Annotated in this window: 20 protein-coding genes; 5 read left to right on the top strand and 15 right to left on the bottom strand. The window is 65.9% G+C overall.

Going from position 1 to position 21,871, the window contains the following annotated elements; translation table 11 throughout:
• Window positions 1-16: 16 nt before the first annotated feature.
• From L1088_RS02380 to murI, 9 genes are all read right to left on the bottom strand, one after another.
• On the bottom strand, window positions 17-349 hold the full coding sequence (locus L1088_RS02380; RefSeq protein ID WP_234553560.1) for a hypothetical protein: 333 nt from the start codon (window positions 347-349) through the stop codon (window positions 17-19).
• 5 nt (window positions 350-354) lie between these two features.
• Window positions 355-2,067: a glycoside hydrolase family 13 protein gene (locus L1088_RS02375; protein ID WP_038048244.1), complete on the bottom strand. Its 1,713-nt coding sequence runs from the start codon at window positions 2,065-2,067 to the stop codon at window positions 355-357.
• The gene (locus tag L1088_RS02370; protein ID WP_234553559.1) at window positions 2,064-3,383 is read right to left on the bottom strand and encodes a sugar ABC transporter permease; all 1,320 of its coding nucleotides are present in this window, start codon (window positions 3,381-3,383) and stop codon (window positions 2,064-2,066) included. Before L1088_RS02370 ends, L1088_RS02375 begins: the two co-directional genes overlap by 4 nt.
• On the bottom strand, window positions 3,384-4,712 hold the full coding sequence (locus L1088_RS02365; protein ID WP_234553558.1) for an ABC transporter permease subunit: 1,329 nt from the start codon (window positions 4,710-4,712) through the stop codon (window positions 3,384-3,386).
• Between the two features lie 58 nt (window positions 4,713-4,770).
• Window positions 4,771-5,967: a sugar ABC transporter substrate-binding protein gene (locus L1088_RS02360; protein WP_038048233.1), complete on the bottom strand. Its 1,197-nt coding sequence runs from the start codon at window positions 5,965-5,967 to the stop codon at window positions 4,771-4,773.
• 132 nt (window positions 5,968-6,099) lie between these two features.
• Complete coding sequence (locus L1088_RS02355; RefSeq protein WP_038048231.1) at window positions 6,100-7,131, bottom strand: RMD1 family protein; 1,032 nt, start codon at window positions 7,129-7,131, stop codon at window positions 6,100-6,102.
• 12 nt (window positions 7,132-7,143) lie between these two features.
• The gene (locus tag L1088_RS02350; protein ID WP_038048229.1) at window positions 7,144-7,755 is read right to left on the bottom strand and encodes an XTP/dITP diphosphatase; all 612 of its coding nucleotides are present in this window, start codon (window positions 7,753-7,755) and stop codon (window positions 7,144-7,146) included.
• 5 nt (window positions 7,756-7,760) lie between these two features.
• A complete protein-coding gene (locus tag L1088_RS02345) occupies window positions 7,761-8,405 on the bottom strand; it encodes an LOG family protein (RefSeq protein ID WP_038048226.1) in 645 nt (214 codons plus the stop codon).
• A gap of 55 nt (window positions 8,406-8,460) precedes the next feature.
• Window positions 8,461-9,234: a glutamate racemase gene (gene murI / locus L1088_RS02340; protein WP_234553557.1), complete on the bottom strand. Its 774-nt coding sequence runs from the start codon at window positions 9,232-9,234 to the stop codon at window positions 8,461-8,463.
• An 85-nt stretch (window positions 9,235-9,319) separates the two neighbouring features.
• Here murI and metK point away from each other — a divergent pair, with 85 nt between their 5' ends.
• Window positions 9,320-10,498 (top strand): methionine adenosyltransferase, encoded by a 1,179-nt coding sequence (metK, locus tag L1088_RS02335; RefSeq protein ID WP_234553556.1) that lies wholly within the window; start codon window positions 9,320-9,322, stop codon window positions 10,496-10,498.
• 148 nt (window positions 10,499-10,646) lie between these two features.
• On the opposite strand, the gene L1088_RS02330 is transcribed toward metK, so the two are convergent.
• The 6 genes from L1088_RS02330 to L1088_RS02305 form a co-directional block, all read right to left on the bottom strand.
• Window positions 10,647-11,723, bottom strand: coding sequence for a GGDEF domain-containing protein (locus tag L1088_RS02330; RefSeq protein WP_234553555.1), 1,077 nt, complete (start codon window positions 11,721-11,723; stop codon window positions 10,647-10,649).
• Between the two features lie 45 nt (window positions 11,724-11,768).
• The gene (gene speA, locus L1088_RS02325) at window positions 11,769-13,661 is read right to left on the bottom strand and encodes a biosynthetic arginine decarboxylase (RefSeq protein WP_038048222.1); all 1,893 of its coding nucleotides are present in this window, start codon (window positions 13,659-13,661) and stop codon (window positions 11,769-11,771) included.
• A gap of 94 nt (window positions 13,662-13,755) precedes the next feature.
• Entirely contained in the window at window positions 13,756-14,289 is a 534-nt protein-coding gene (locus L1088_RS02320) for a DUF72 domain-containing protein (RefSeq protein ID WP_038048220.1), read from the bottom strand.
• A gap of 10 nt (window positions 14,290-14,299) precedes the next feature.
• A complete protein-coding gene (locus tag L1088_RS02315) occupies window positions 14,300-15,001 on the bottom strand; it encodes an alpha/beta hydrolase (protein ID WP_234553554.1) in 702 nt (233 codons plus the stop codon).
• 4 nt (window positions 15,002-15,005) lie between these two features.
• On the bottom strand, window positions 15,006-15,938 hold the full coding sequence (locus L1088_RS02310) for a ribose-phosphate diphosphokinase (protein ID WP_234553553.1): 933 nt from the start codon (window positions 15,936-15,938) through the stop codon (window positions 15,006-15,008).
• A 35-nt stretch (window positions 15,939-15,973) separates the two neighbouring features.
• Window positions 15,974-17,107 carry a M24 family metallopeptidase gene (locus tag L1088_RS02305; protein ID WP_234553552.1) on the bottom strand — a complete coding sequence of 378 codons (1,134 nt, stop codon included), beginning with the start codon at window positions 17,105-17,107 and terminating at the stop codon, window positions 15,974-15,976.
• A gap of 82 nt (window positions 17,108-17,189) precedes the next feature.
• Here L1088_RS02305 and erpA point away from each other — a divergent pair, with 82 nt between their 5' ends.
• The 4 genes from erpA (at window position 17,190) to L1088_RS02285 (ending at window position 21,866) form a co-directional block, all read left to right on the top strand.
• Window positions 17,190-17,570, top strand: coding sequence for an iron-sulfur cluster insertion protein ErpA (erpA, locus tag L1088_RS02300; RefSeq protein WP_234553551.1), 381 nt, complete (start codon window positions 17,190-17,192; stop codon window positions 17,568-17,570).
• A gap of 132 nt (window positions 17,571-17,702) precedes the next feature.
• Window positions 17,703-19,583 (top strand): peptide ABC transporter substrate-binding protein, encoded by a 1,881-nt coding sequence (locus L1088_RS02295; protein ID WP_234553550.1) that lies wholly within the window; start codon window positions 17,703-17,705, stop codon window positions 19,581-19,583.
• A 75-nt stretch (window positions 19,584-19,658) separates the two neighbouring features.
• Window positions 19,659-20,669: an ABC transporter permease gene (locus L1088_RS02290; RefSeq protein WP_038048208.1), complete on the top strand. Its 1,011-nt coding sequence runs from the start codon at window positions 19,659-19,661 to the stop codon at window positions 20,667-20,669.
• Window positions 20,670-20,678: 9 nt separating this feature from the next.
• The gene (locus L1088_RS02285; protein ID WP_038048206.1) at window positions 20,679-21,866 is read left to right on the top strand and encodes an ABC transporter permease; all 1,188 of its coding nucleotides are present in this window, start codon (window positions 20,679-20,681) and stop codon (window positions 21,864-21,866) included.
• Window positions 21,867-21,871 lie beyond the last annotated feature (5 nt).

The raw sequence follows: 21,871 nt of genomic DNA, 5'->3' as shown, positions 1-21,871 counted from the left end.
ATACCCCGGAAAGGGGTTAGCGTCTTAGAAGCCGCAGGAGAAGGCCCAAAAGGGCCTGGCCCTCGGGTCCGGCGGCCCGCTTCAGGAGCCATCCCACCCGCCCCAGCCGCCCCAGGGGTAAGAGGGCCAGAAGCCCGGTAAGCAGGGCGAGAAAGCGTTGCCTTTCTTCCGGGGAGAAAGAACCCCAGCGGCGTTGGGCTTCCCGAAGGAGCCCCAAGAGCCGCCTGCGGAAGCCTATAGCCCTGCCGCCTTCTCCCTTGAGCGCTTCGGCTTGCGCCAGGAGATCCCCGCGGGAAGCCTCCTTCCGCACCACCCGCCTCACCCTGCCGGAAAACCGCTTCAAGCGCACCCCCTTCAGTTTAAGGGTTGGAAGAGGAGGTATTGGGCCTCCACCTCCCCCGCCACCTCCTCCTCCCGCAGGAGGTCCACCCCCCTGGGGAGCCTTAGGCGCGCCCCCTCCTTGGCGAAGAAGGCCCAGACCTCCGCCCCCCGGTACCGCCTCCGAAAGGCCAGCACCCCCTCCGGGGCCTTCAGGGGCAGAAGGCTTCCCCGGCGCAGGGCGGGGTGGGTCTTCTTGAGGCGCACCAGGCGCCTCAAGAACCCCAGTGCCTCCCGGTTCCAAAGGGCCTCGTTCCAAGGGAAGGGAGCCCGGCAGTAGGGGTCTCCCTGCCACAGGGTGTAGGGGTTGGGTTGGGAGAGGCCCACCTCGTCCCCGTAGTAGATGGCGGGGCTCCCGGGGAAGGCGAAGAGGAGGGCGTAGGCCAACTGGAAAAGCTCCTGGTTGCCCCGAAGCCGCCACAGGGCCCGGGGGATGTCGTGGGAGGAGACAAAGGTGTACATGGCGTGGCGCACCTGCAGGGGCAGGGCCCGGTAGTGGTCCCAGAGCACCTCCCAGGCTTCCTCTGCGCTCAAGGTCGCTTCCCGCCCGTACACGTCCCGCCCGGAGAGCCAGGCCATCACCGGGTGGGCGAAGCCCGCGTAGTGCATGGCCCCGTCCAGGGTGTGGGCGCGCAGGGTGGGGGTGGCGTCGTAGGAGAGTTCCCCGATGACCAAGGCCTCAGGCCTTTCCTCCTTGGCTGCCCGGGCCAGGGCGCGGAGCCAGCGGGCGTTTTTGCGGTTCGTCCCCCCTTCCCCGATGGAGTGGGCCACGTCCAGCCGCCAGCCGTGGGCTAGGCGCATCCAGTGGCGGATGGGGGCCTTCCTGCCAAAGACGAAGCGCTCCTGGGTGAGGGGGGAGGCGTAGTCCAGCTTGGGCATGGACTTCACCCCCCAGAAGGCGGCGTAGGAGCCATCGGGGTAAAAGGTGAACATGCTCCGTTCCGGGCTCTCCAGGTCCTTTAGGGCCCTTTGAAACCAAGGGTGGGTGGCCCCCACATGGTTGAAGACGCCATCCAGCACCAGGTGCATGCCCCTTTTTTCCAAAGCCTGGAAGAGGGCTTCCAGGGCCTCTTCTCCTCCCAGGTGGGGGTCCACCCGCAGGTAGTCTTCCGTGTCGTAGCGGTGGCTGGAGGGGCTTTGGAAGATGGGGGTGAGGTAGAGCACCTCCACCCCTAGGCCCTCCAGGTGGGGAAGGGCCTCGAGGATGCCCCACAGGTCCCCCCCGTAAAACTCCCAGGGGCCTTCGGGCCCTGGGGGCTCGTGCCAGGCCTTCCTCCGGATGGGCCTCCCCTGGTAGCGCCAAGCCCCGTCCTGGGGGGCGAGTTCGGGGCGCCCCATGCGGAAGCGGTCGGGGAAGATCTGGTAGTAGACCGCCCCCTGGGCCCACTCCGGGGGCTGGGGTCCCGCCAGGAGGTGGAAGAAATGGTCGTAGCGGGGGAGGGCCTTTTCCAGGCCGTGGCTTCCCAGGAAGCCTTCCGGGAGGCGGAAGACGTAGCGGAAGGGGCTCGTGGGCAGGAAGACGCGCACCCTTAGGCCCCCTTCCGTCCTTTCCATGGGTTTTTGGTGGATCTCCCCGTCCTTCTCAAAAAGGAGAAGCCCCTCCTTTGCCGGGGTTTCCAAGGAGAGGACCACCTCCTCCCCCAGGTCGGGAAAGGGAGGGTCCACGTGTTCCAGGTCGTGGAGGCTCATTCCTTCACCGCCCCCGCGGTGTAGCCGGAGACGAAGTACTGCTGGAATCCGTAGAAGAGGAAGAGGATGGGCAAGGAGCCCAGGACGCTGGCCGCGGCGAAGACCCCCCACTTGGTCTGGAACTGGCCGGTGGTGAAGCTCCTTAAGCCCACCCCCACGTTCCAGCTCTCCACCCCGGTGAGGACCAGGTTGGCCAGAACGAACTCAGAGTAAGTGCCCACGAACTGCAGGAGGAAGATGAAGACGAACATGGGGGCGGAAAGGGGGAGGAGGATCCGGGTGAACACCTGCCACTTGGTGGCCCCGTCCACCATGGCCGCCTCCTCGAGGCTCGGGGAGATGCTCTCCAGGTACCCCTTGTACACCCAGGTGCCGAAGCTGATGATCCCCCCGGAGTAGGCCAGCACCAGCCCGGTGAAGGTGTTCAGGAGGTCCAGCCGGGAAAGCAGGTAGTAGATGGCCACCAGGGCCAAAAACCCCGGGAACATCTGCACGAAGATGAAGAAGAGGAGCATGGGGTAGCGGCCCGGCAGGTGGCGGAAACGGGCGAAGGCGTAGCCGGCGGTGGCGGTGAGGAGGACGGCCAGAAGCCCCGTGAGCCCGGAGATGAGGAAGGTGTTCCGCACCCAGAGGAGGAACTTGGCCTCCGTGCCCTGGCCGGTGAACTGCTTGGGGGAAAGGAAGAGGGCCAGGGCGAATACGGCAAGGGCTAAGACCAAAAGAAGCCTCCCCTGCCAGAGGTCCATCCAGCCGTCCGGGAGCAGGAGCCGCCTCAGGAGGCCGATGAGGGCTACACCCAGAAGGGCGAGCCCCCCGAGGAGGAGAAGGCCCACCTGGTAGGGGTAAAGCACCACCCCCTCCACCAGCTTGGCGTAGTTTTCCAAGGAGGGCTCGGGCACGTAAGGGATGACCTTGGCGTCCAGGAGGAGAAACCCCGTATCCGGCCTGCGGAAACTGAAGAGGTTGTTGGTGGGATCAAAGCTGGCGGCCACCACCTGCACCACGGGGTAGTAGACGAGGAGGATCAGCACCCAGAGGAAGAGGTGGGTCACCCCTTGCCAGAAGAGGGGCCAAGGGCTTCGCTTGCGCCCTTGGATGCGGTTGGCCAAGGCGGTGTGAATCACGCTGTAAAGGAGAAGCAGGAGGACCAGGCTCAAAAGGATGCCCAGGGCATAGGCCCAGCCATAGGGCACGAAGACGCTACCGAAGGCCACCTGCTTGCGGTAGGAGCCCTCGTCAAAAAGCCGGTGGACGGCGAACCAGTAGGCTCCATAGAGGATAAGGCCTGCAAAGAAGAAATAGAGCAGGCGCCGCATCTATCTCACCTCCCTTAGGGCCCCCGTGACCCGGAAGTTCACCAGGCTGATGGCTACGGTGATGGCGAAGATGAGGAGGCTGATGGCCGCCCCCAGGCCGTAGGCCGACTGCCCTTCGGCGCTGAAGGCGGTCTTGTAGGCCCAGGAGATGAGGATGTCCGTGGCCTGGGCTGTGGCCAGGCGCCCCTCCTGGGCCGGACCGCCCCCGGTGAGCAGGTAGATGATGTAGAAGTTGTTGAAGTTGAAGGCGAAGGAGGAGAGGAGGATGGGCACCATGGGTTTTTCCAAAAGGGGCAGGGTGATGCCCCAAAGGGCCTGCCAGGGAGTGGCTCCGTCCACCTTGGCCGCCTCGTAGAGCTCGTCGGGGATGGTGGAAAGGGCTCCCAAGGTGGCGGTCATCATGTAGGGGAAGCCCAGCCAAAGGTTCACCAGGAGGATGGCCACCTTGGCCCAGTCGGGGTCGTTGAGCCAGGGGATGGGGTAGATGCCCAGGACCCCCAGGAGGCGGTTGATGGCCCCGAAGTTGTAGTTCAAGAGGGCCACCCAGACCTGCACGGTGATGACCCCGGGGAGGGCCCAGGACACGATGAGCACCGTGCGGTAGAAGTTTCTTAGCTTCAGGGCCTTGTTGTTCAAGATGAGGCCCAGGACCAGGCCCACCAGGGCGTTCAAAAGCACGGTGGCGCCGGCGAAGACCACGTTCCAGGCGAAGACGGGCAGGAGGGCCTGGCTGGCCTGGGAGAGGATGAAGGCGAAGTTCTTGAGGCCCACGAAGCGGAAGGCGTTCACCTTGGCCACGAAGGCCGCCGGGAAGGGGAGGGCGCGGTCCAGGAGCAGGGTGCTTCCCTCGGCCTCGAGGACCTTGGCCCGCGCTCGGTGGCCTTCCGCATAAACCTCCACCGGTTCCCCCCGGCAGGGGTCGCAACGGAGAGCCTCCCGCACAGGTTCTTCCAGGGTGAGCCGGTTACCCTCCTGCTTCACCACCCGGGTTTCCGTGGAGCGGTCGGGGAAGCCGTTTTTGGCCCCGGAGTAGTCGGTGAAGGCCAGGTAGAGGGTGAGGCCGATGGGGTAGAGGGTGAAGACCAGGAGGAAGGAGAGGGCGGGGAGGAAGTAGTACCAGTCCGTGAGCCAGGGGAAGAGGCGCCCTATCAGGATGGCTCCAGGGACTAGGACCAAGAGGGCCAAAAGCAGGAGGGTCCAGCCGGGCGGGGCAAAGTAGGCCTCGAGGGCCAGGTAGCCCAGAAGGGCCACCCCCGTGGCCAGGACGAGGAGGCCCAGGAGGAGGCCGAGGGCCAGGAGAAAGCCTTTCAGGCCAGGCGGGTGCTTCATGCTTTAACGATACGCCCCCCACGGGGGAGGATGGTCCCGTAGGGGGCGGGCATGGGCCTTATTTGCCGATGGCCTTTTTGATCTCGGCCACCATGTCCTCCACGATCTTCTTCACGTTGGAGTCGGGTTTCTGCACCGCCAGGCTGATGGCGTTGCCCCAAGGGCCCCAGACTTTGCCCATCTCGGGGATGTTGGGCATGGGGGTGCCCAGGGCGAAGACATTGGCAAAGCCCGCCACCACCGGGTCCTTCTCCAGGGTCTTGGCGGCGCTCTTAGAAACGGGGATGCGGCCACCTGCCTGGTTGAAGGACACCAGGTTCTTGCCGGAGATAAGGGTCTTGGCGAAGTTGACCGCGGCGGTCTTGTTCTTGGAGTAGGCGTTCACCACCACCCCCTGCACGCCCAGGAAGGGGCCCCAGGGGTTCTTAGCCCCGGGCGGGGTGGGGAAGGGGGCGATGCCGAAGTCGATCTTCGCCTTCTTGTAGTCCCCCAGGGCCCAGGGGCCGTTGATGATCATGGCCAAGGCCCCGTCCTTGAAGGCTCCGTCGGCTACGCCGTAGTCCACGCCCTCGGGCACCAGGTTGTAGCGGTAGCGGAGGTCCTTGATGAAGGCCAGGGCCTTCTCTCCCACCTCCCCGCCCAGGAGGAGCCTAGCGGGGTCCAGGTTCCCCTTTGCGTCCTTGGCGAAGACGTTGTCGGCGCCAAAGGCCTTGAAGAAGCCGAAGTTGAAGTAGGGGTCGCCGATGTTGTAGAGGAAGCCGAAGGTGGAGCCGGTGGTGTACTGCCGGGCCAGGGCCAGGAACTCGTCCCAGGTCTTGGGGGCTTCCTTCACGTACTTCTTGTTGTAAATGAGGGCCACGCTCTCGGCGAAGGCGGGCAGGCCAAAGAGCTTACCTCCAAAGGTGAAAGCCTCCACCGCCACCCCCTGGAGATCGGAGAGGTAGCTTTGCGTTACGTACTTGCCCATGGGCTCCAGCACCCCGGCCTGGGCCATCTCCCCCAGCCAGTCGTGGGGGATGGAAACCACCAGGTCCGCCGCCTGCCCCTGCGGGGCCCCCAGGATGAACTTCTGCTTGATGTCCCCGAAGGGAACCTCCACCACCTCCACCTTGGTGCCGGAGGTTTTCTCGTAAGCCCGGGCCTGGGCCTTCAGCCACTCCAGCTCTGGGCCGCCGAAATGGGTCCACACCGTGATCTTCCCCTGGGCGAGGGCCAGGGAAAGCCCGAGAGCCAGTACCGCCAGTGCTTTCTTCATATCCCACCTCCGGGCGCGTGGTAGCGCTTCCGCTAACGTTTTTACCGCGCCCTGCTCCCCAAGCATACCACTCGTCCCAAGGACGCAAGTCCCAAAGACCCCTCCCCGGCAGGGGAAGCGGCGGCTTGGGGTTTAGTGCAGGGCCCGCACCACCTCAAAGGCGATGAGGGCCAGGATGCCCACCTCTACCGCCTGGCTCCTTAGGTGGACCACCTCTTCCGTGACCATCTCGTAGGTGGCCTCGAGGACCCTGAGCTTTTCCTCCAGGCTCCTTTCCAGCTCATGGGCCCCGTAGAGTTCCAAGGCCGCCCGGTAGATCTTGGCGTAGAAGAGGTCCTCGGTGATGCGCAAGGCCCCTTCCATCCGGGCCCGCACGTCGGCGATTTCCGCATGCCGGGCCATGAGGCGGCGCCTCAGGCGCTGCAGGCGCCCGTAGCCCCAAAGCCCCCGGGGCCGGAGGACCTGGGGCACTGCCTCCAGCTCCTGGGTGAGAACCCCGTCGTAGTAGGAGAGCTCCAGGAGCTGGGCGTGGACGAACTCCACCAGGTCGGCCACGTCCCAGATGCCCTCCGAGTCCAGGATGAAGACCCGGTCAAAGCCCAAAAGGGCCAGGTCCTCGGTGGAGTAGCTGTAGCGGTAGCGCTCCATCTCCCGCCGCACCTCGGGAGCAAACTCCTCCTTGGCCCCCATCCAGAGAGGGGTGAGGTCCACAGGGGGGCTTGCCGCCTTGTGCCCCTCAAACCCCAGGGCGTGGTAGACGGTGAACTCTTCCGAGAGGCGCTTCTCCTCCGGGCGCAGGAGGGCGCCTTGCAGGTAGGGCTCGAGGGCGGCCAGTTCCGCCAGGAAGAAGCCCTCCCAGAAGGGCAGGCTGGGGATGCTCAGGGCCTTCTCCAGGAAGGCTTCCCACGGCACCCTTTCCCCCAGGTGCACCTGAAAGGAAAGGGCGGCCACCCCGAACTCGTAAAGCCGGGCGGTGAGGAGGCCCGATATGCCCTCCACGCTCCGTACCCCAAGCTCCACCTGTGCCGGGGGGTTTTCAAAGCGCACCGCTCCCAGCCTGGGCCGGGAAAGGCGCAGGCGGGGGGTGGAGAGGCGGGAGAGGTCGATCTCGTCCGCCAGGTCGTAGAGGCGGTAAAGGGCGATGTGCGGCGAGAGGAGGTCCATGATGCACCGGACTCACTCCAGTTTGGAGATCTCCCTGGGCGGAGGGCCTTTTTCGTAGGCCTTTAGAAGGGCCAGGAGGGCCTTGCCCCGGTGGGAGTAGCGGGCCTTTTCCTCCAGGCTCATCTCGGCGAAGGTCTTGCCCGCTTCGGGCACGTAGAAGAGGGGGTCGTAGCCGAAGCCTCCCTCCCCCCGGGGGGCCTCGAGGATGTACCCCTCCACGCTGCCCTCATAGGCCTCCGCGTGCCCGTCGGGGTAGGCCAGGACCAGGACGGCCACGAAACGGGCCTTGCGCTCCTCCCCCTTCAGGTGGCGCATCCTTTCCAGAAGGTAGACGTTTCTTTCCCTATCGGTTTCCCGGCCTCCGTAGCGGGCGGAGTAGACCCCGGGCTCACCCCCCAGGGCCATGACCTCCAGGCCCGAGTCGTCGGCCAGGGCGGGGAGCCCCGTGGCCTTGGCCACATAGGCCGCCTTGAGGAGGGCGTTTTCCAGGAAGGTGGCCCCCTCCTCCTTGGGCATGCGCAAGGGAAAGTCGGCCAGGGAAAGGAGGGTCCAGCCCATGGGGGCGAGCCCCTCCTTGAGCTCCCGCACCTTGCCGGGGTTGGAGGTGGCCAGGACCACGCGCATCCCCTTCAGGATACTCCCTTGAGGGCCTCCACCACTTCCTCCGGGGTGTCCAGGGGGGTGAGGAGGGCGAGGTCCTGGGGGTCGATGGCCCCTCGTTCCTTCAGGAAGGCCATCCAGGAAAGGAGGCCTTCCCAATACCCCCGGTCCAAGGCGAAGACGGGAAAGGGGTGGACCTTCTGCGTCTGAATGAGCACCAGGACCTCCGATAGTTCGTCCAAGGTGCCGAAGCCCCCGGGGAGGAAAACGAAGGCGTGGGCGTAGCGCACAAAGAGCACCTTGCGCACGAAGAAGTAGCGCAGGGTGAGGGCGTGGGTCTGGTAGGGGTTAGGCTTCTGTTCGTGGGGAAGCTCGATGTTCAGGCCCACGCTTACCCCGCCCGCCTCAAAGGCTCCCCGGTTCACCGCCTCCATGACCCCTGGCCCCCCACCCGTGACCACCCCGAAGCCCGCTTGGGCCAGGGCCCTTCCCAAGCGGTAGCCCAAGGCGTAGGCGGGGTGGTCTTCCCCAAAGCGGGCGGAGCCGAAGACGGAAACCAGGGGGACCTCTATTTCCGAAAGAGTTTCAAATCCCTCCACGAACTCGCCCAGAATGCGGAAAAGCCGCCAGGCGTCCTCGTGGTGGAGCTGGTCAATCAGAGGTTTCTTGGCCATACGCCTTTGTATCACCCTTGGGTTCCCTTTGCCCCCGGATACGGGGGCTTCGACCTTAAAGCTCTTCCAGGCTCACCCGGCGGAGCTCGGCCACCTCCACCCCCAGGCGCCCGGCCAGGTTCTTGTAGCTCTCTGGGTCCCCGGTGACGAAGTGCACCACCCTGCCCGTGCCCTGGGGGTTCAAAAGCCCTTCCCGCCTCAGGGCTTCCGCCACCCTCTCTGCGGTGGCCTCGGCGGAGTCGATGAGCCGCACCCCGGGGAGGACCTTCTGCAGGGTGCCCTTCAGAAAGGGGTAGTGGGTGCACCCCAGGATGAGGGCCTCGAGGTCCTTGGGCGCCTCCTCCAGGTAGTGCCGGGCCACCAAGAGGGCCACGGGGTCGTTCCAGAGCCCTTCCTCCACCAGGGGGACGAAGAGGGGGCAGGCCTTGGCCCAGGCCAGCTCCAGGAGACGCTCGTAGGCCCGGCTATCCACCGTGGCCTGGGTGCCGATGAGGCCCACCTTGCGGTAGGTGCGGGCCACCTCCGCCGCCGGCTCCAGCACGCCAAAGACGGGCACGGAAAGATCCTCCGCCAGATCCGGCAACGCCGCGGAGCTGGCGGTGTTGCAGGCCACCACGATGGCCTTCACCCCCTGCCGGAGGAGGAAGCCAGCGATTTCCCAAGCGAAGCGGCGGACCATGGAAAGGGGCTTCCCCCCATAGGGCACCCTGGCGGTGTCCCCGAAGTAGAGGAAATCCTCCTGGGGCAAGGCCTTCTTGAGGGCGGAGAGGACGGTGAGCCCACCCACCCCCGAGTCAAAGACGCCGATGGGCCTCCTAGGGTCCTTCACAAGCCGCCATCATACCTGGACGACCAAGGGGGGGTGCTATACTATCAGGGTTGCCCCGGCAGGGGCGTAGAAGGAGGTGCGCAAGTTGAGGCTGGTCACGTCCGAGTCGGTCACGGAAGGTCACCCCGATAAGCTGGCGGACCGGATTTCCGACGCCATCCTGGACGCCCTCATCGCCCAGGACAAGAGGGCGCGGGTGGCGGCGGAAACCCTGGTCACCACCGGGCTCGTGTTCGTGGCAGGGGAGATCAGCACCGAGGGCTACGTGGACATCCCCGGCCTGGTGCGCAAGACGGTGCGGGAGGTGGGCTACACCCGGGCCAAGTACGGCTTTGATGCCGACACCTGCGCGGTGCTTACCGCCATCGACGAGCAGTCCCCGGACATCGCGGGCGGGGTGAACCTCTCCTACGAGTGGCGGGTGCTCAAGTCCACCGACCCTTTGGACCGCACGGGCGCAGGGGACCAGGGCCTCATGTTCGGCTACGCCACCAACGAGACCCCCGAGCTCATGCCCCTGCCCATCACCCTGGCCCACCGCCTCACCATGCGTCTGGCGGAGGTGCGCAAGACGGGCCTTCTTCCCTACCTGCGTCCCGATGGCAAGGCCCAGGTCACCGTGGTCTACGAGGGAGACCGGCCCCTTTACGTGAAGACGGTGGTGGTCTCCGCCCAGCACTCCCCCGAGGTGGAGCAGGACCAGCTCCGCGAGGACCTCATCCGCGATGTGGTGCGCCAGGCCATCCCCCCCGAGTACCTCAGAGAGGGGGAAACGGAATACCTCATCAACCCCTCGGGCCGCTTCATCCTGGGGGGACCCCACGCGGACACCGGCCTCACCGGGCGCAAGATCATCGTGGACACCTACGGAGGGGCGGTGCCCCACGGGGGCGGGGCCTTCAGCGGTAAGGACCCTACCAAGGTGGACCGCTCCGCCAGCTACTACGCCCGCTACATGGCCAAGAACCTGGTGGCGGCGGGGCTAGCTCGGCGGGCTTTGGTGGAGCTGGCCTACGCCATCGGCAAGGCCCGGCCCGTTTCCTTGCGGGTGGAAACCTTCGGCACCGGGGTGCTGCCTGACGAGAAGATCACCGAGATCGCCGGGAGGGTGTTTGACCCCCGGCCCTTGGCCATCATTGAGGAGCTGGACCTCCTCCGGCCCATCTACACCCCCACCAGCGCCTACGGCCACTTTGGCCGCGCGGGCTTCCCCTGGGAGGAGACCGACCGGGTGGAGGCTCTGCGGCGCGAGGCCGGGCTTTAGGCTACGGCCCGGGCCAAGGTTCAAGGACGCGGCCCCTTGGGGCCGCGCTTCCTTATGGGCGGCTTCGGCCCTTCTACCTTTAGCGCTGAACCCCTACCCCGATGGCAGGCTCCGTCCATGGCCTCGCCGGGGCTTGGGGCAAGGGGTGTTAGCTTACCTCCACCCGGTTTTTCCCCCGGCGCTTGGCCCGGTACATGGCCTCGTCGGCCCGCTTGATGAGGGAAAGAGGGGAGTCGGTGGGGGTGGCTTGGGTCACGCCCACGCTGACGGAGAGCGCCGCCACCGGGGGCACCTTCAGGGCGGCCACCGCCTGGCGGAGCCTCTCCCCCAGGCGTGCGGCCTGGGCCAGGGAGGTTTCGGGCAGGACCACGGCGAACTCTTCCCCCCCCAGGCGCACCGCCCGGTCGCTTTGCCGGACATGGGCCTCGAGGCAGGCGGCCAGGGCCTTGAGCACCCGGTCCCCCACCTCGTGGCCGTGGGTGTCGTTGACCTGTTTGAAGCCGTCCAAGTCCAGGACCATGAGGGAGAGGGGGCGGCCGTAGCGCTGCACGCGGAAGAGCTCGCGCTCCAGCACCAAATCCAGGTAGCGCCGGTTCCTCAGCCCGGTGAGGAAATCAGTGTAGGCGTCCAGCTGGGCCTCCATGTAGCCTTCCTTGATGCGCACCAGCATGTAGAGGAGGCCCACGTAGGCCAGGTTGGCTCCAAAAAACTGGGCTAGGGCGTTCAGGTGCGCCACCTGAAAGTGGCCTCGGAAACTTCCCAGTACGGAGAGGAAGCCGAGGGTAACGAGGTAGAGGAGGGCGAGGCGGACTGCCTGCCGCGTCTGAAAGAAGAGGAAGCTGGAAAAGTAGACGAAGGGAACCCAGAAAGCGGCTGGGGAAAGGCCCATGGGGTTGGGGCGGAAAAGGAGCTGGAAGGCCAGGGTGCTGAGCAGGTACAAGGCGATGAGCCCGTGCGCCGAGGGCAGGACCCAGGAGGCGGAGCGGGGGAAGCGCCACAAGGCGGCGGCCAGCCCCGCGAAGCCTACGGCCAAAAGGGGCAGGAAGAAGCGGTCCACGGGGTCCAGGCCGCTTAGGTGAGAGGTCCAAAGGGCTACCAAGGCCAGTACGGCCCCCAGGGGTAAAAGCCAGAGGGCCATCCGGCGCCGGACGGGGTTCAGCGGGTCCAGAAGCTCCAGGGTGGGGTGCAACCTAAGCCCAGTATAGCGGCTCTTCCCCCAGGCCATACCTCCAGGGTGGCCCGCCTCCCCTTAACAGGGCCTTAACCCCCCTTAGTCTTCCAGGTAGGTGTACCCCTGGAGCTCCCGGGCGTACCGCTCCAGGAAGGCTCCCTTTTCCGCGGGGGAGAGGCGGCTTTGCCGCACCAGGCGCTCCACCCCCAAGGAAAGCTCCCGGGCGGTGAAACCCATCTTCTCTATGACCTTCTCCGCACTTTCCCCGGGGACAAAGCGCTCAATGGCGAAGCCTTCCTCGTCCACCACCACGTGGGCCTCCCCCACCTGGCCGAAGAGGTTGTGGTTGCTCCCGAGAACATCCTGGTAGGCCCCCACCAGGAAGACCCCCAGGTAGTAGGGTTCCCCGGGGCGGATGGGGTGGACCGGAAGGCTCTGGCGCACGTCGTGCAGGTCGATGAAGCGGTCGATTTTGCCGTCGGAGTCGCAGGAGATGTCCACCAGGGTGGCCTGGCGGGTGGGGGGCTCGTGGAGGCGGCTTAGGGGCACGATGGGGAAGAGCTGGTGGATGGCCCAGGCATCGGGAAGGCTCTGGAAGATGGAGAAGTTGCACACCAGCTTGTCGGCCAGGAGCTTCTCCAGGTCCTCAAACTCGTCGGGAGCGTAGGGCAGCTCCTTCACGATGGCATACACCTTGCGGGCGATGTGGTAAAAGATCTCCTCGGCCAAAGCCCGGTCCCTTAGGGACACTAACCCCAAGTCGTAGAGGGTTTGCAGGGTTTCCTTGTCGGCGAAGGCGTCGTGGTAGACCTCGCGGAAGTTCTTGGGGGAGAGGGTTTCCAGGCTCTCCCAGAGCTCCTTGACCAGGGGGTGGGCCTCCGCGGGCGGGGGGGAGGGCCGGGTTTCCCCCGGAGGCGTGATGACGTCGATGACCTCCAGGACCAGGACCTCGTGGTAGGCGGTTACCGCCCGGCCCGACTCCGTGACCAGGGTGGGGTGGGGTTCGCCCTGGGCTTCCACCACCTCCTTGGTCACGTAGACCAGGTCCTCGGCGTACTCGGGAAGGGTGTAGTTGGCGGAGGCGTAGAAGTTGGTCTTGGAGCCGTCGTAGTCCACCGCCAGACCCCCGCCCAGGTTCAGGTAGGTGAGGGGGGCCCCCAGCTTGCGGAGTTGCACGTAGGTCTGGGCCGCCTCCCGCACCGCCGCCTTGATCCGGCGGATGTCCGTCACCTGGCTGCCGATGTGGGCGTGGACCATGACCAGGGTGTCCAGGAGGCCTTCCTCTTTTAGGATCTCCACCGCCCGCACGATCTCCGGGGTGGTGAGGCCGAACTTGGCGTTTTCCCCCCCGCTGGCCTCCCACTGCCCCGCCCCCTTGGCCTTCAGCTTGTAGCGGATGCCGATCTGGGGGCGCACCCCCAGCTCCTTGGAAATGCGCACCACCCGGGCCAGCTCAGCGAACTTTTCCAGGGTGATGACCACGTTTCTTCCCAGCTTGCGCCCGGTGAGGGCCAGGCGGATGAAGTCGTCGTCCTTGAAGCCGTTGGTGGTGATCAGGGCTTCCTTGGAAAGGTCCTGGGCCAGGATGAGGGCCAGCTCGGCTTTGCTGCCCGCCTCAAGGCCGTAGTGGTAGGGCCTCCCCGCCCGGGCCACCGTTTCCAGCACCAGCCGCCGCTGGTTCACCTTCACCGGGTAGACCCCGCGGTAGCCTCCCGCGTAGCCGTACTTCTCCATGGCCCGCTGGAAGGCCTCGTTCAGCTCCCGCACCCGGGCCTCGAGGATCTGGGGGAAGCGGAGGACGAGGGGCAGGGGCCTGCCCTCGTCCCTCAGGGCCTCCACGATCTCCAGAAGGGAGGCGGAAGGCCCCTTCTCGCCCATGGGGGTCACTTCCAGCTCCCCGTCCCGCCCCACCCGGAAAAACCCTGCTCCCCAGTAGGGCACCAGGTAGATTTCCTCGGCTTCTTTGGGGGAAAAGCGCCTGGCCGTTTTCAAGTTTCGCCCTCCGGGCCGACCGATCTGGGTCAACCCCCGCTATGAGTGTAGGGCGGAAGGGGCGGCTTGTGAAGACGTGCCGGTGCGCGCTCCCTCACCCTTCGGAAGCACCCTTGGGGGCCGTGCGGTAGAGGTACCCTTCCCCCTCTTGGGGTACCTCCACCGGGTCCACCAGGTAGAGAAAGGGCCCTCCCGCCTCGTTCACCAGGGCGTACCCCCGTTCCCTCAAGAGGGGCTTCAGGGGCACTTCCCCTTCAAAGGCCAGGGGAACCGGGCCCACCTCGGCTAAGACTTCCTCCAAGAGGTCCAGCCAGCGGGCGAAGCCCTCCGGGGCCACGTCCTGGGGCACCTTCAGGCGCACCGCCCCCGCCTTGGGGCCGAAGAGGCGAAACCGCCTCAGGAAGCGCCGTAACCTCCGCCGCTCTTTGCCAGAGGGGAGGAAGGTGAGGTGCTTGTGGCCATAGACGCTGAAGCGGAACCCTTCCGGGGCCAGGGACCGGAGGCGGCTTATGGTCCTCTTATCCCCCACCCGGTGCCACCAGGAGAGTTCCACCGTGGGGAAGGCGTTGCGGTAGGCTCGGAAGCCCCCCGGGTAGCCCCGGTAGCCCCTGAGTCCCTGGAGGAGCATCCCTTCCCCCTCAGAGCCAGGCCTGCAAAAAGGCCAGGCCCATCCGGGCCATGAGGGGGGTGATGACGTGTCCCGCCCCCTCCTCCACCAAGCGGGCCAGGCGCCCCTCGGGGTAGTGGGGCCTCAGGGCCTCCACCGTTTTCTCCATGCGGGTTAGGGGCACGATCAGGTCCTTGGTGCCGTGGAGGTGCAGAAGGGGCACCCCGCCATAGGCTTCCCCCTTGAGGGCGGGCGGCTCCTCGTAGAGGGCCCGCACCCCGGGGTCCTCGACCTCCTGCCCCTGGGGCAGCTTCATGGGGAAGCCACTGCCGATAAAGGCCAAGGCCGCCTGGGGCCTCAAGCCGCGGGAGAGGAGGAGGTGGACCACGAAGGCTCCCAGGCTCCCCCCCGCCAGGAAGAGGGGCAGGCCGAAGCGCGCCTGGGCCTTCCGGGCCACTTCCTGGGCCTCTTCGGCGAAGCGTAGGGCCACCTGGTACACCTCCTCCACGTACCGGGGGCTTTTGGAGGAGGGGGGTGGCCCCCCCCGCTCCCCGTGCCGGGGGGCATCCAAGGCCAGCAGAAGAAAACCGGCCTCTGCGTATCCCGGAAGGAGGGAGAGGATGTGCTCCTTGGAGCCCTGCAGGCCATGCAGGGCCAGCAGGAGGGCCTTCGGCTCCTTGGGGACCCGGGCCAGGAGGGGTAGCCCTGCCAGTTCTAAGCGTTCCGTGCGCATGGCCTTAGGTGAAGAGGCTGGACACCGATTCCCCCCGGTGGATGCGCCAGATGGCCTCGGCGAAGAGGGGAGCCACGGTAAGGGTCTTGAGCTTATCGCCTTCCTTGGGCAGACAGGTGTCGGTAGCGGCCACCTCCTTGACCGGGCTTTGGGCGATGCGCTCCAGGGCCGGCCCCACGTAGACCCCATGGGTGGCGGCGGCGTAGACCTCTTTGGCCCCCGCCTGCAACAGAGCCTCCACCGCCTCCACCAGGCTGCCAGCGGTGGAGATCTCGTCGTCCACGATCAGGGCCGTCTTCCCCTCCACTTCCCCCACCAGCATCCGCACCCGCACCTCGGTGTCGGAGACCCGCTCCTTGTCGATGAAGGCCAGGGGCAGGCGCAGGCGGCGGGCCAGGGAGCTGGCCCGCTTGAGGTCCCCGGCGTCCGGGGCCACCACCACGGCGTTCTCCAGGTCCACCCGGGTGGCGAAGTGATTGGCGATCACGGGTTCGGCGGAGAGGTGGTCCACAGGGATTTTGAAGAAGCCATGGACCTGAGGGGAATGCAGGGTCATGGTGAGCACCCGGTCGGCCCCGGCGGTCTGCAGGAGGTCGGCGATAAGCCGGGCAGCGATGGAGATGCGAGGGGCGTCCTTCTTGTCGCTCCTGGCGTAGGAAAAGTAGGGGATGACCGCGGTGACCCGGGCGGCGCTGGCCCCCTTGGCGGCGTCCACCATCATCAGGAGCTCCATGAGGTGATCCTGCACCGGAGGGGTGAGGGACTGAACGATGAAGACGTCCCCCTCCCGGAGGCTTTCCTCAAAGCGCACGAAGAGGTTGTCGTTGGCGAAGCGCAAAGTGGTGCTTTTGCCCAAAGGTAGGCCTAGGGCCTCGGCGATGGCCTGGGCCAGGGGGCGGTTGGACTGGCCGGAAAAGATCAGCAGGGGGCGGTCCATGCCGTCCCCCAAGATACCACGCCCCCGGGGTATGCCTAGAGGGGGGTGATCTCCTGCTGGAGGGGGGTGGTGACCTCGGGCCCTTCGGGGCGCAAGTAGACGTCCACCTCGGTGCGCACCCCAAACTCGCCGGGTAGGTAGAGCCCCGGCTCCACGGTGAAGGCCAGCCCCGGCACCAGGGGGCGGAGGTCGTGGGTTTCCAGGTCGTCCAGGTGGGGTCCGGAGCCGTGCACCTCCTCCCCCAGGTTGTGCCCGGTGCGGTGGCGGACATAAGCCCTGTACCCTGCGGCCTCCAGCACCCCCCGGGCCACCCGGTCCACCTCGTACCCTTTGGGGTGGCGGCCTTCCCGGTAGGTCTGGGCCACAAAGCGGATGGCCTCATCCCGGGCCCGGGCCACCGCTTGGAAGGCCCGGTGGGCCGCTTCTGAGGCCCTTAGGCCCGCCATCCAGGTGATGTCGGCGTAGACTCCACCCGGCTCCTTGGCCCAGAGGTCCAAAAGGGCCACCTCCCCTTCCTCCAGGCGCTTGTCCCCAGGTTGGTGATGAGGGTTGGCGGCGTTTGCACCGAAGGCCACCATGGGCGGGTGGTCAAAGACCAGGCCCTGGGCCGAAAGCGCCTGGGCGAGAACCTCCTGGACCTCCCGCTCCATGGCCCTGGGGCGTTCCCGCAGGAAGGCCAAGGCCCGCCCTTTGGCTGCCTCCAGGCCTGCCGCCGCGCGGCGGTGGCTTCCCAGCTTCTCCTCCCCCCAGGTTTGAAAGGTGAGGAGAAGGGGCCAGGAGGAGGCGAGCTCTAGCCCCATCCCCCGCAGGAGGTCTAAGGTGCCCCCGTCCACCCGGGAGAGGTAGGGGATCATGCCCCCGGGCACGTACTCCAAGGCGATGCGCCTGGCGCCGTGCAGAAGGCGGGCGAGTTCCTCCTGGAAGCCCTGCCAGCTCTGGTAGGTGCGCCGCTTTCCCGGAAGGAGAGGAAAAAGGCTGGCCTCTATGGCGTGGCAGAGGAGGGTGGGTTCGCCTTCTCGGGGGATGAAGTAGGCGAAGCGGCGGGTGAGGTGGACCTGGACCAGGCCGAGGGCCTCGAGGGCCAGGGGGTTGCTTCTGCCGAATGAAAAAAGGAGCCAGCCATCCAGCCTTTCTTCCTGGAGGATGCGTTGAAGGGGGAGAGGATCCATGCCCTTATGCTATTCCCCTGGAACCTGCTTCACATTCCCTACCCTTGCATGGGGTAAGGTGGGGGGTAAGGAGGTTTGCGGGATGGTAAAAACGCAGGAAGCGGTTATCCGCATCACCCCTCTGGCGGCGGAGAAGGCCAAGGAGATCCTGGCCCGCTACGGCAAGGAGCATGCGGCCATTCGGGTCTACATCAAGTCCGGCGGGTGCTCCGGCTTCCAGTACGGCATGGCTGTGGATGAAAGGGAGCTCGAGGGGGATACCCTCGTGGAGATGCACGGGGTGCGCCTGGTGGTGGACCCCAGGTCCTTGCCCTACCTGGTGGGCTCGGAGATCGACTGGATGGAAAGCCTCATGGGCGGCGGGTTTACCGTGCACAACCCCAACGCCGCCAGCACCTGCGGTTGTGGCCACTCCTTCCGCACCAAGGACCAGGAGGGGGAGGCCCGCACCTGCGGTCACTGATCTGCGCTAGAGGCGCTCTGGAGGGGCCTGGCTTCAGGCCCCTTTAGCTTTCTTCCCATTGACCTTCATTGGGGGCGCCGTATAATAGCCTCGGCCACTAAGGATAGTGCCGCGACCACGAAAGGAGGCCGTATGAGAAAAGTAGGCAAGCTGGCTGTACTCGGTTTAACCGCCTTGGGCCTGGCCCTAGCAGGTCCCCAGGACAACAGCCTGGTCGTAGGGGCTTCCCAGGAGCCTAGGGTGTTGGCGGGGGACTTCCTAAGCGTCATCTCCAACCAGGCCATCAAGAGCGAGATCGAAGGCTATCTCTTCGCGCCCTTTATCGGTTTCAACGCGGATAGCCAGAACTTCCCCGTTCTGGCCACCGAGGTGCCCACCCAGCAGAACGGGCGCCTGCGGGTGACGGACATCGGTGGGGGCAAGAAGCGGCTGGAGATGGACCTCACCATCCGCCCAGACGCCCGCTGGTCCGACGGCAAGCCCATCACCACCGAGGACGTGGCCTTCTACTACGAGGTGGGCAAGGCCAAGGGCATGCCCGTCCTGAACCCCGACTACTGGGAGCGGGTCCAGCTCCGGGTACGGGATGCCCGCAACTTCACCGTGATCTTTGAGCCCGCCTACTACTACGACACCTACGGCGGCACCTACGGCTCCCCCATCGGCTACGCCCCCAAGCACATCATGGGCCCCGAGTGGGAGAAGGTGAAGGCGGCGGCCCGCAACCTGGACCCCGACAAGGACGCGGAGAAGCTCAACGAGCTCTACCGCAACTTCTTCCTCAAGTTCGCCACCCCCCAGGCCCTGAACCGGGGAGCCATGGTCTACTCGGGTGCCTTCAAGCTGAAGCGCTGGGTGCCGGGGAACTCCATCGAGATGGAGCGGAACCCCAACTTCCCCATCAAGCCGGAAGGCGGGGAGAGCAGGTACGTGCAGAAGGTGGTCTACCGCTTCATCCAGAACACCAACTCCCTCTTGGTGGCGGTGATCGGCGGTTCCATCGACGCCACCTCCAGCGTGGCCCTCACCTTTGACCAGGGCCGCTCTAAGCAGCTCACCTCCCGCGCCCCCGGCCGCTTTGACATCTGGTTCGTGCCCGGGGCCATCTGGGAGCACATCGACATCAACAAGTTCAGCAACTGCCAGCAGGTGAAGGACCTGGGCTTGGACGATGTGCGCACCCGCCAGGCCATCCTCCATGCCCTGAACCGCGAGGGCTTGGTGAAGGCCTTCTTTGACGGCCTGCAGCCCGTGGCCCACACCTGGATCGCCCCCGTCAACCCCCTCTTCAACCCCAACGTCAAGAAGTACGAGTTTGACCTAAAGAAGGCGGAGGCTCTCCTGGCGCAGATGGGCTGGCGCAAAGGGCCTGATGGCATCCTCCAGCGCACCGTGGGCGGGCGCACGGTTCGCTTCGAGATCGAGTACGTGACCACCGCGGGCAACGCCATCCGCGAGCGCACCCAGCAGTTCTTCGCCGAGGATCTCAAGAAGATCGGCATAGCCGTCAAGATCAACAACGCTCCCTCCGCCGTGGTCTTCTCCGACGACTACATCCAGCGGGCTTCCGAGTGCAAGTGGACCGGGATGTTTGAGTTCGCCTGGGTCTCCAGCCTGCAGGAGGACGGTGGCCTCTTCCAGTACAAGAACCTGAACACCGGGGCCATCCTGGTGCCCACCAAGGAGAACAACTACCAGGGCCAGAACATCGGCGGCTGGCGCAACGACGAGTTTGACCGCCTGACCAGCCAGGGCGTCCTGGAGTTTGACGAGAACCGCAGGAAGCAGCTCTTCGCCCGGGCCCAGGAGATCTGGGCCGAGGAGCTCCCCGCCCTGCCCCTCTACTTCCGCGCCAACCCCTACGTGGTGCGCCAGGGCCTCGTGAACTACGTGGCCAGCGCCTACTCCGGCGGCTACGGCTACCCCGGCTGGAACGCCTGGGAGATCGGCTGGGCCAGCCGCGGGGCCGTGAAGAAGTGGGACCAGGCGAAGTACGCTCTTTCCGTCAAGTAGCCTGGGTGGTATAGTGGGGCCCGCTGGGCTTTGGCCCAGCGGGCTTTTTGAGTGTCATAAACGGGAGGTACAAAGGTGTTCGCGTACACGGTACGTCGGCTTTTGCAGATGGTGCCCTTGCTCCTGGCCGCCAGCGTGGTGATCTACGCCCTGCTGGCCCTGCAGCCCGGGGATCCTTTGGAGGAACTGAAGCGGCAAAACCCCCGCATGACCGCCGAGCAGTTCGAGGCCTTGAAGCGGGCCTACGGCCTGGACCAGCCCCTGCATATCCGCTACTTCAAGTGGCTTTCCCGGGCGGTGCGGGGGGATCTTGGCTATAGCCGCACCTACGGCATCCCCGCGGCGGAGTACATCTTCGTGCAGCGCCTGCCCAAGACGCTGATCCTTTCGGGACTGGCCCTTACCCTGGCCTTGGTGGTCGCCATTCCCGTGGGGATCTTCTCGGCGGTGCGCCAGTACTCCCTGGCGGACTACGCCATCACCTTCCTCTCCTTCGTGGGTTTTTCCATGCCGGTCTTTTTCCTGGGCATCTTGCTGCTTTACCTCTTCGCCATCTGGCTACCGGACCATATCCCAGGCTTCCCTCGCTTTCCCACCGGAGGGGTGCCGGGGGTCCTGCCGGAGGACGTGCGTCTGGGCAACGTGACCCTCTGGGGGTTCCTGGGGCAGTGGGCGTGGCACTTGATTCTGCCTGTGCTGGCCCTTTCCTCCCTGCAGATGGCGGAGTGGACCCGGTTCATGCGGGCCTCCCTTTTGGAAGTCCTCTCCCAGGACTATATCCGCACCGCCCGGGCCAAGGGGCTTTCCGAACGGGTGGTGCTTTACAAGCACGCCCTCAGGAACGCCCTCATTCCCATCGTGACCCTGGTGGGCCTGGCCATCCCCGGCGTCCTGGGCGGGGCCACCATTACCGAAACCATCTTCAGCTACCCGGGCATGGGCCGGGCCATCTTTGACGCCCTGGTGGAGAAGGATTACAACGTGGCCATGGCTGCTCTGGCCTTCTTGGCCATGATGACGGCCCTTTTCAATCTGTTGGCGGACCTGGCCTACGCGGTGGTGGACCCCCGCATTCGTTACAGCTAGAGGTGAACCATGGCAACGCAAGCTGTGAAGGCCAAACCCCGCACCTTCGCTAGCCTTTTCTGGCGCCGCCTAAAGCGGCACAGGATGGCCATGGCCGGCCTGGTGGTCATCGTGTTGCTCATCTTGATGGCCATCCTAGCTCCCTGGATCGCTCCTTACGACCCCACCGCCCAGCCCACGGGGGAAGACGTGGGGCAGTACTACTTCAACCCCCCTTCCCGGGAGCACCTCCTGGGCACGGACGACCTGGGCCGGGATGTGCTTTCCCGCATCATTTACGGTTCCCGCATCTCCCTACTGGTGGGCTTCGCCGTGGCCTTCTCCAGCGTGATTTTGGGGACCATCATGGGCACCCTGGCGGGGTACTTCTCCGGCAGGCCCCTGCGCTTTTACCTTGGCCCCCTACGGCGAGAGCGGGAAGGGTTTTACCCCTGGGGCTTTGCCCTCTGGCGGGTTCTTTCCTGGTTCCTTTACTATGGGGCTTTGTACCAGGTTCTCTCCATCGCCTGGACGCTTGCCGAGGACGGCGTGCGGGCGGGGAGCGTGGGAAGCTACCTGGGCTTTGGCCTAACCCTAGCCTTGGTGCTCTGGGCTGCCTGGTACGGCCTTAAAGGGCAGATCCGCCTGGACCTGGACGTGGCCATCAGCCGCCTCATTGACTTCATGCTGACCATTCCCACCCTGCCCCTCCTCTTGGTGCTCTCCGCCCTCCTGCGCGACCCTGGGGTGAAGGTGGGGCAGTGGGCGCAAGGGGTCTTTGGGGATGCGGCTAGCGTGTTCATCATCATCACCATCCTGGTCCTCTTCGGCTGGCTGGGCACCGCGAGGCTGGTGCGGGGGAACATCCTCTCCTTGAGGGAGCAGGACTACGCCACCGCCGCCCAGGCTTTGGGGGCCGCGGACGCCCGCATCATGTTCCGCCACCTGGTGCCCAACACCATCGCCCCCCTCATCGTGCAGGCCACCTTGCAGATCGGCGGGGCCATCCTGGTGGAGGCGGCCCTTTCCTTTTTGGGCTTCGGCATCCAGCCTCCGGTGGCTACTTGGGGCAACATGCTCACCAACGCCCAGGAGTACATCTTCACCGCGCCCTGGCTGGCCCTGCCTCCGGGCTTTATGATCTTCATCACGGTGCTGGCCTTCAACTACCTGGGCGACGGCCTCCGGGACGCTTTGGACCCGAGGAGCCGCCTCTAGGCTCC

The organism is Thermus caliditerrae (assembly GCF_021462525.1).
In the GTDB taxonomy this organism is placed as follows: Bacteria; Deinococcota; Deinococci; order Deinococcales; family Thermaceae; genus Thermus; species Thermus caliditerrae.
This window is presented reverse-complemented; position numbering and strand designations above follow the sequence as displayed.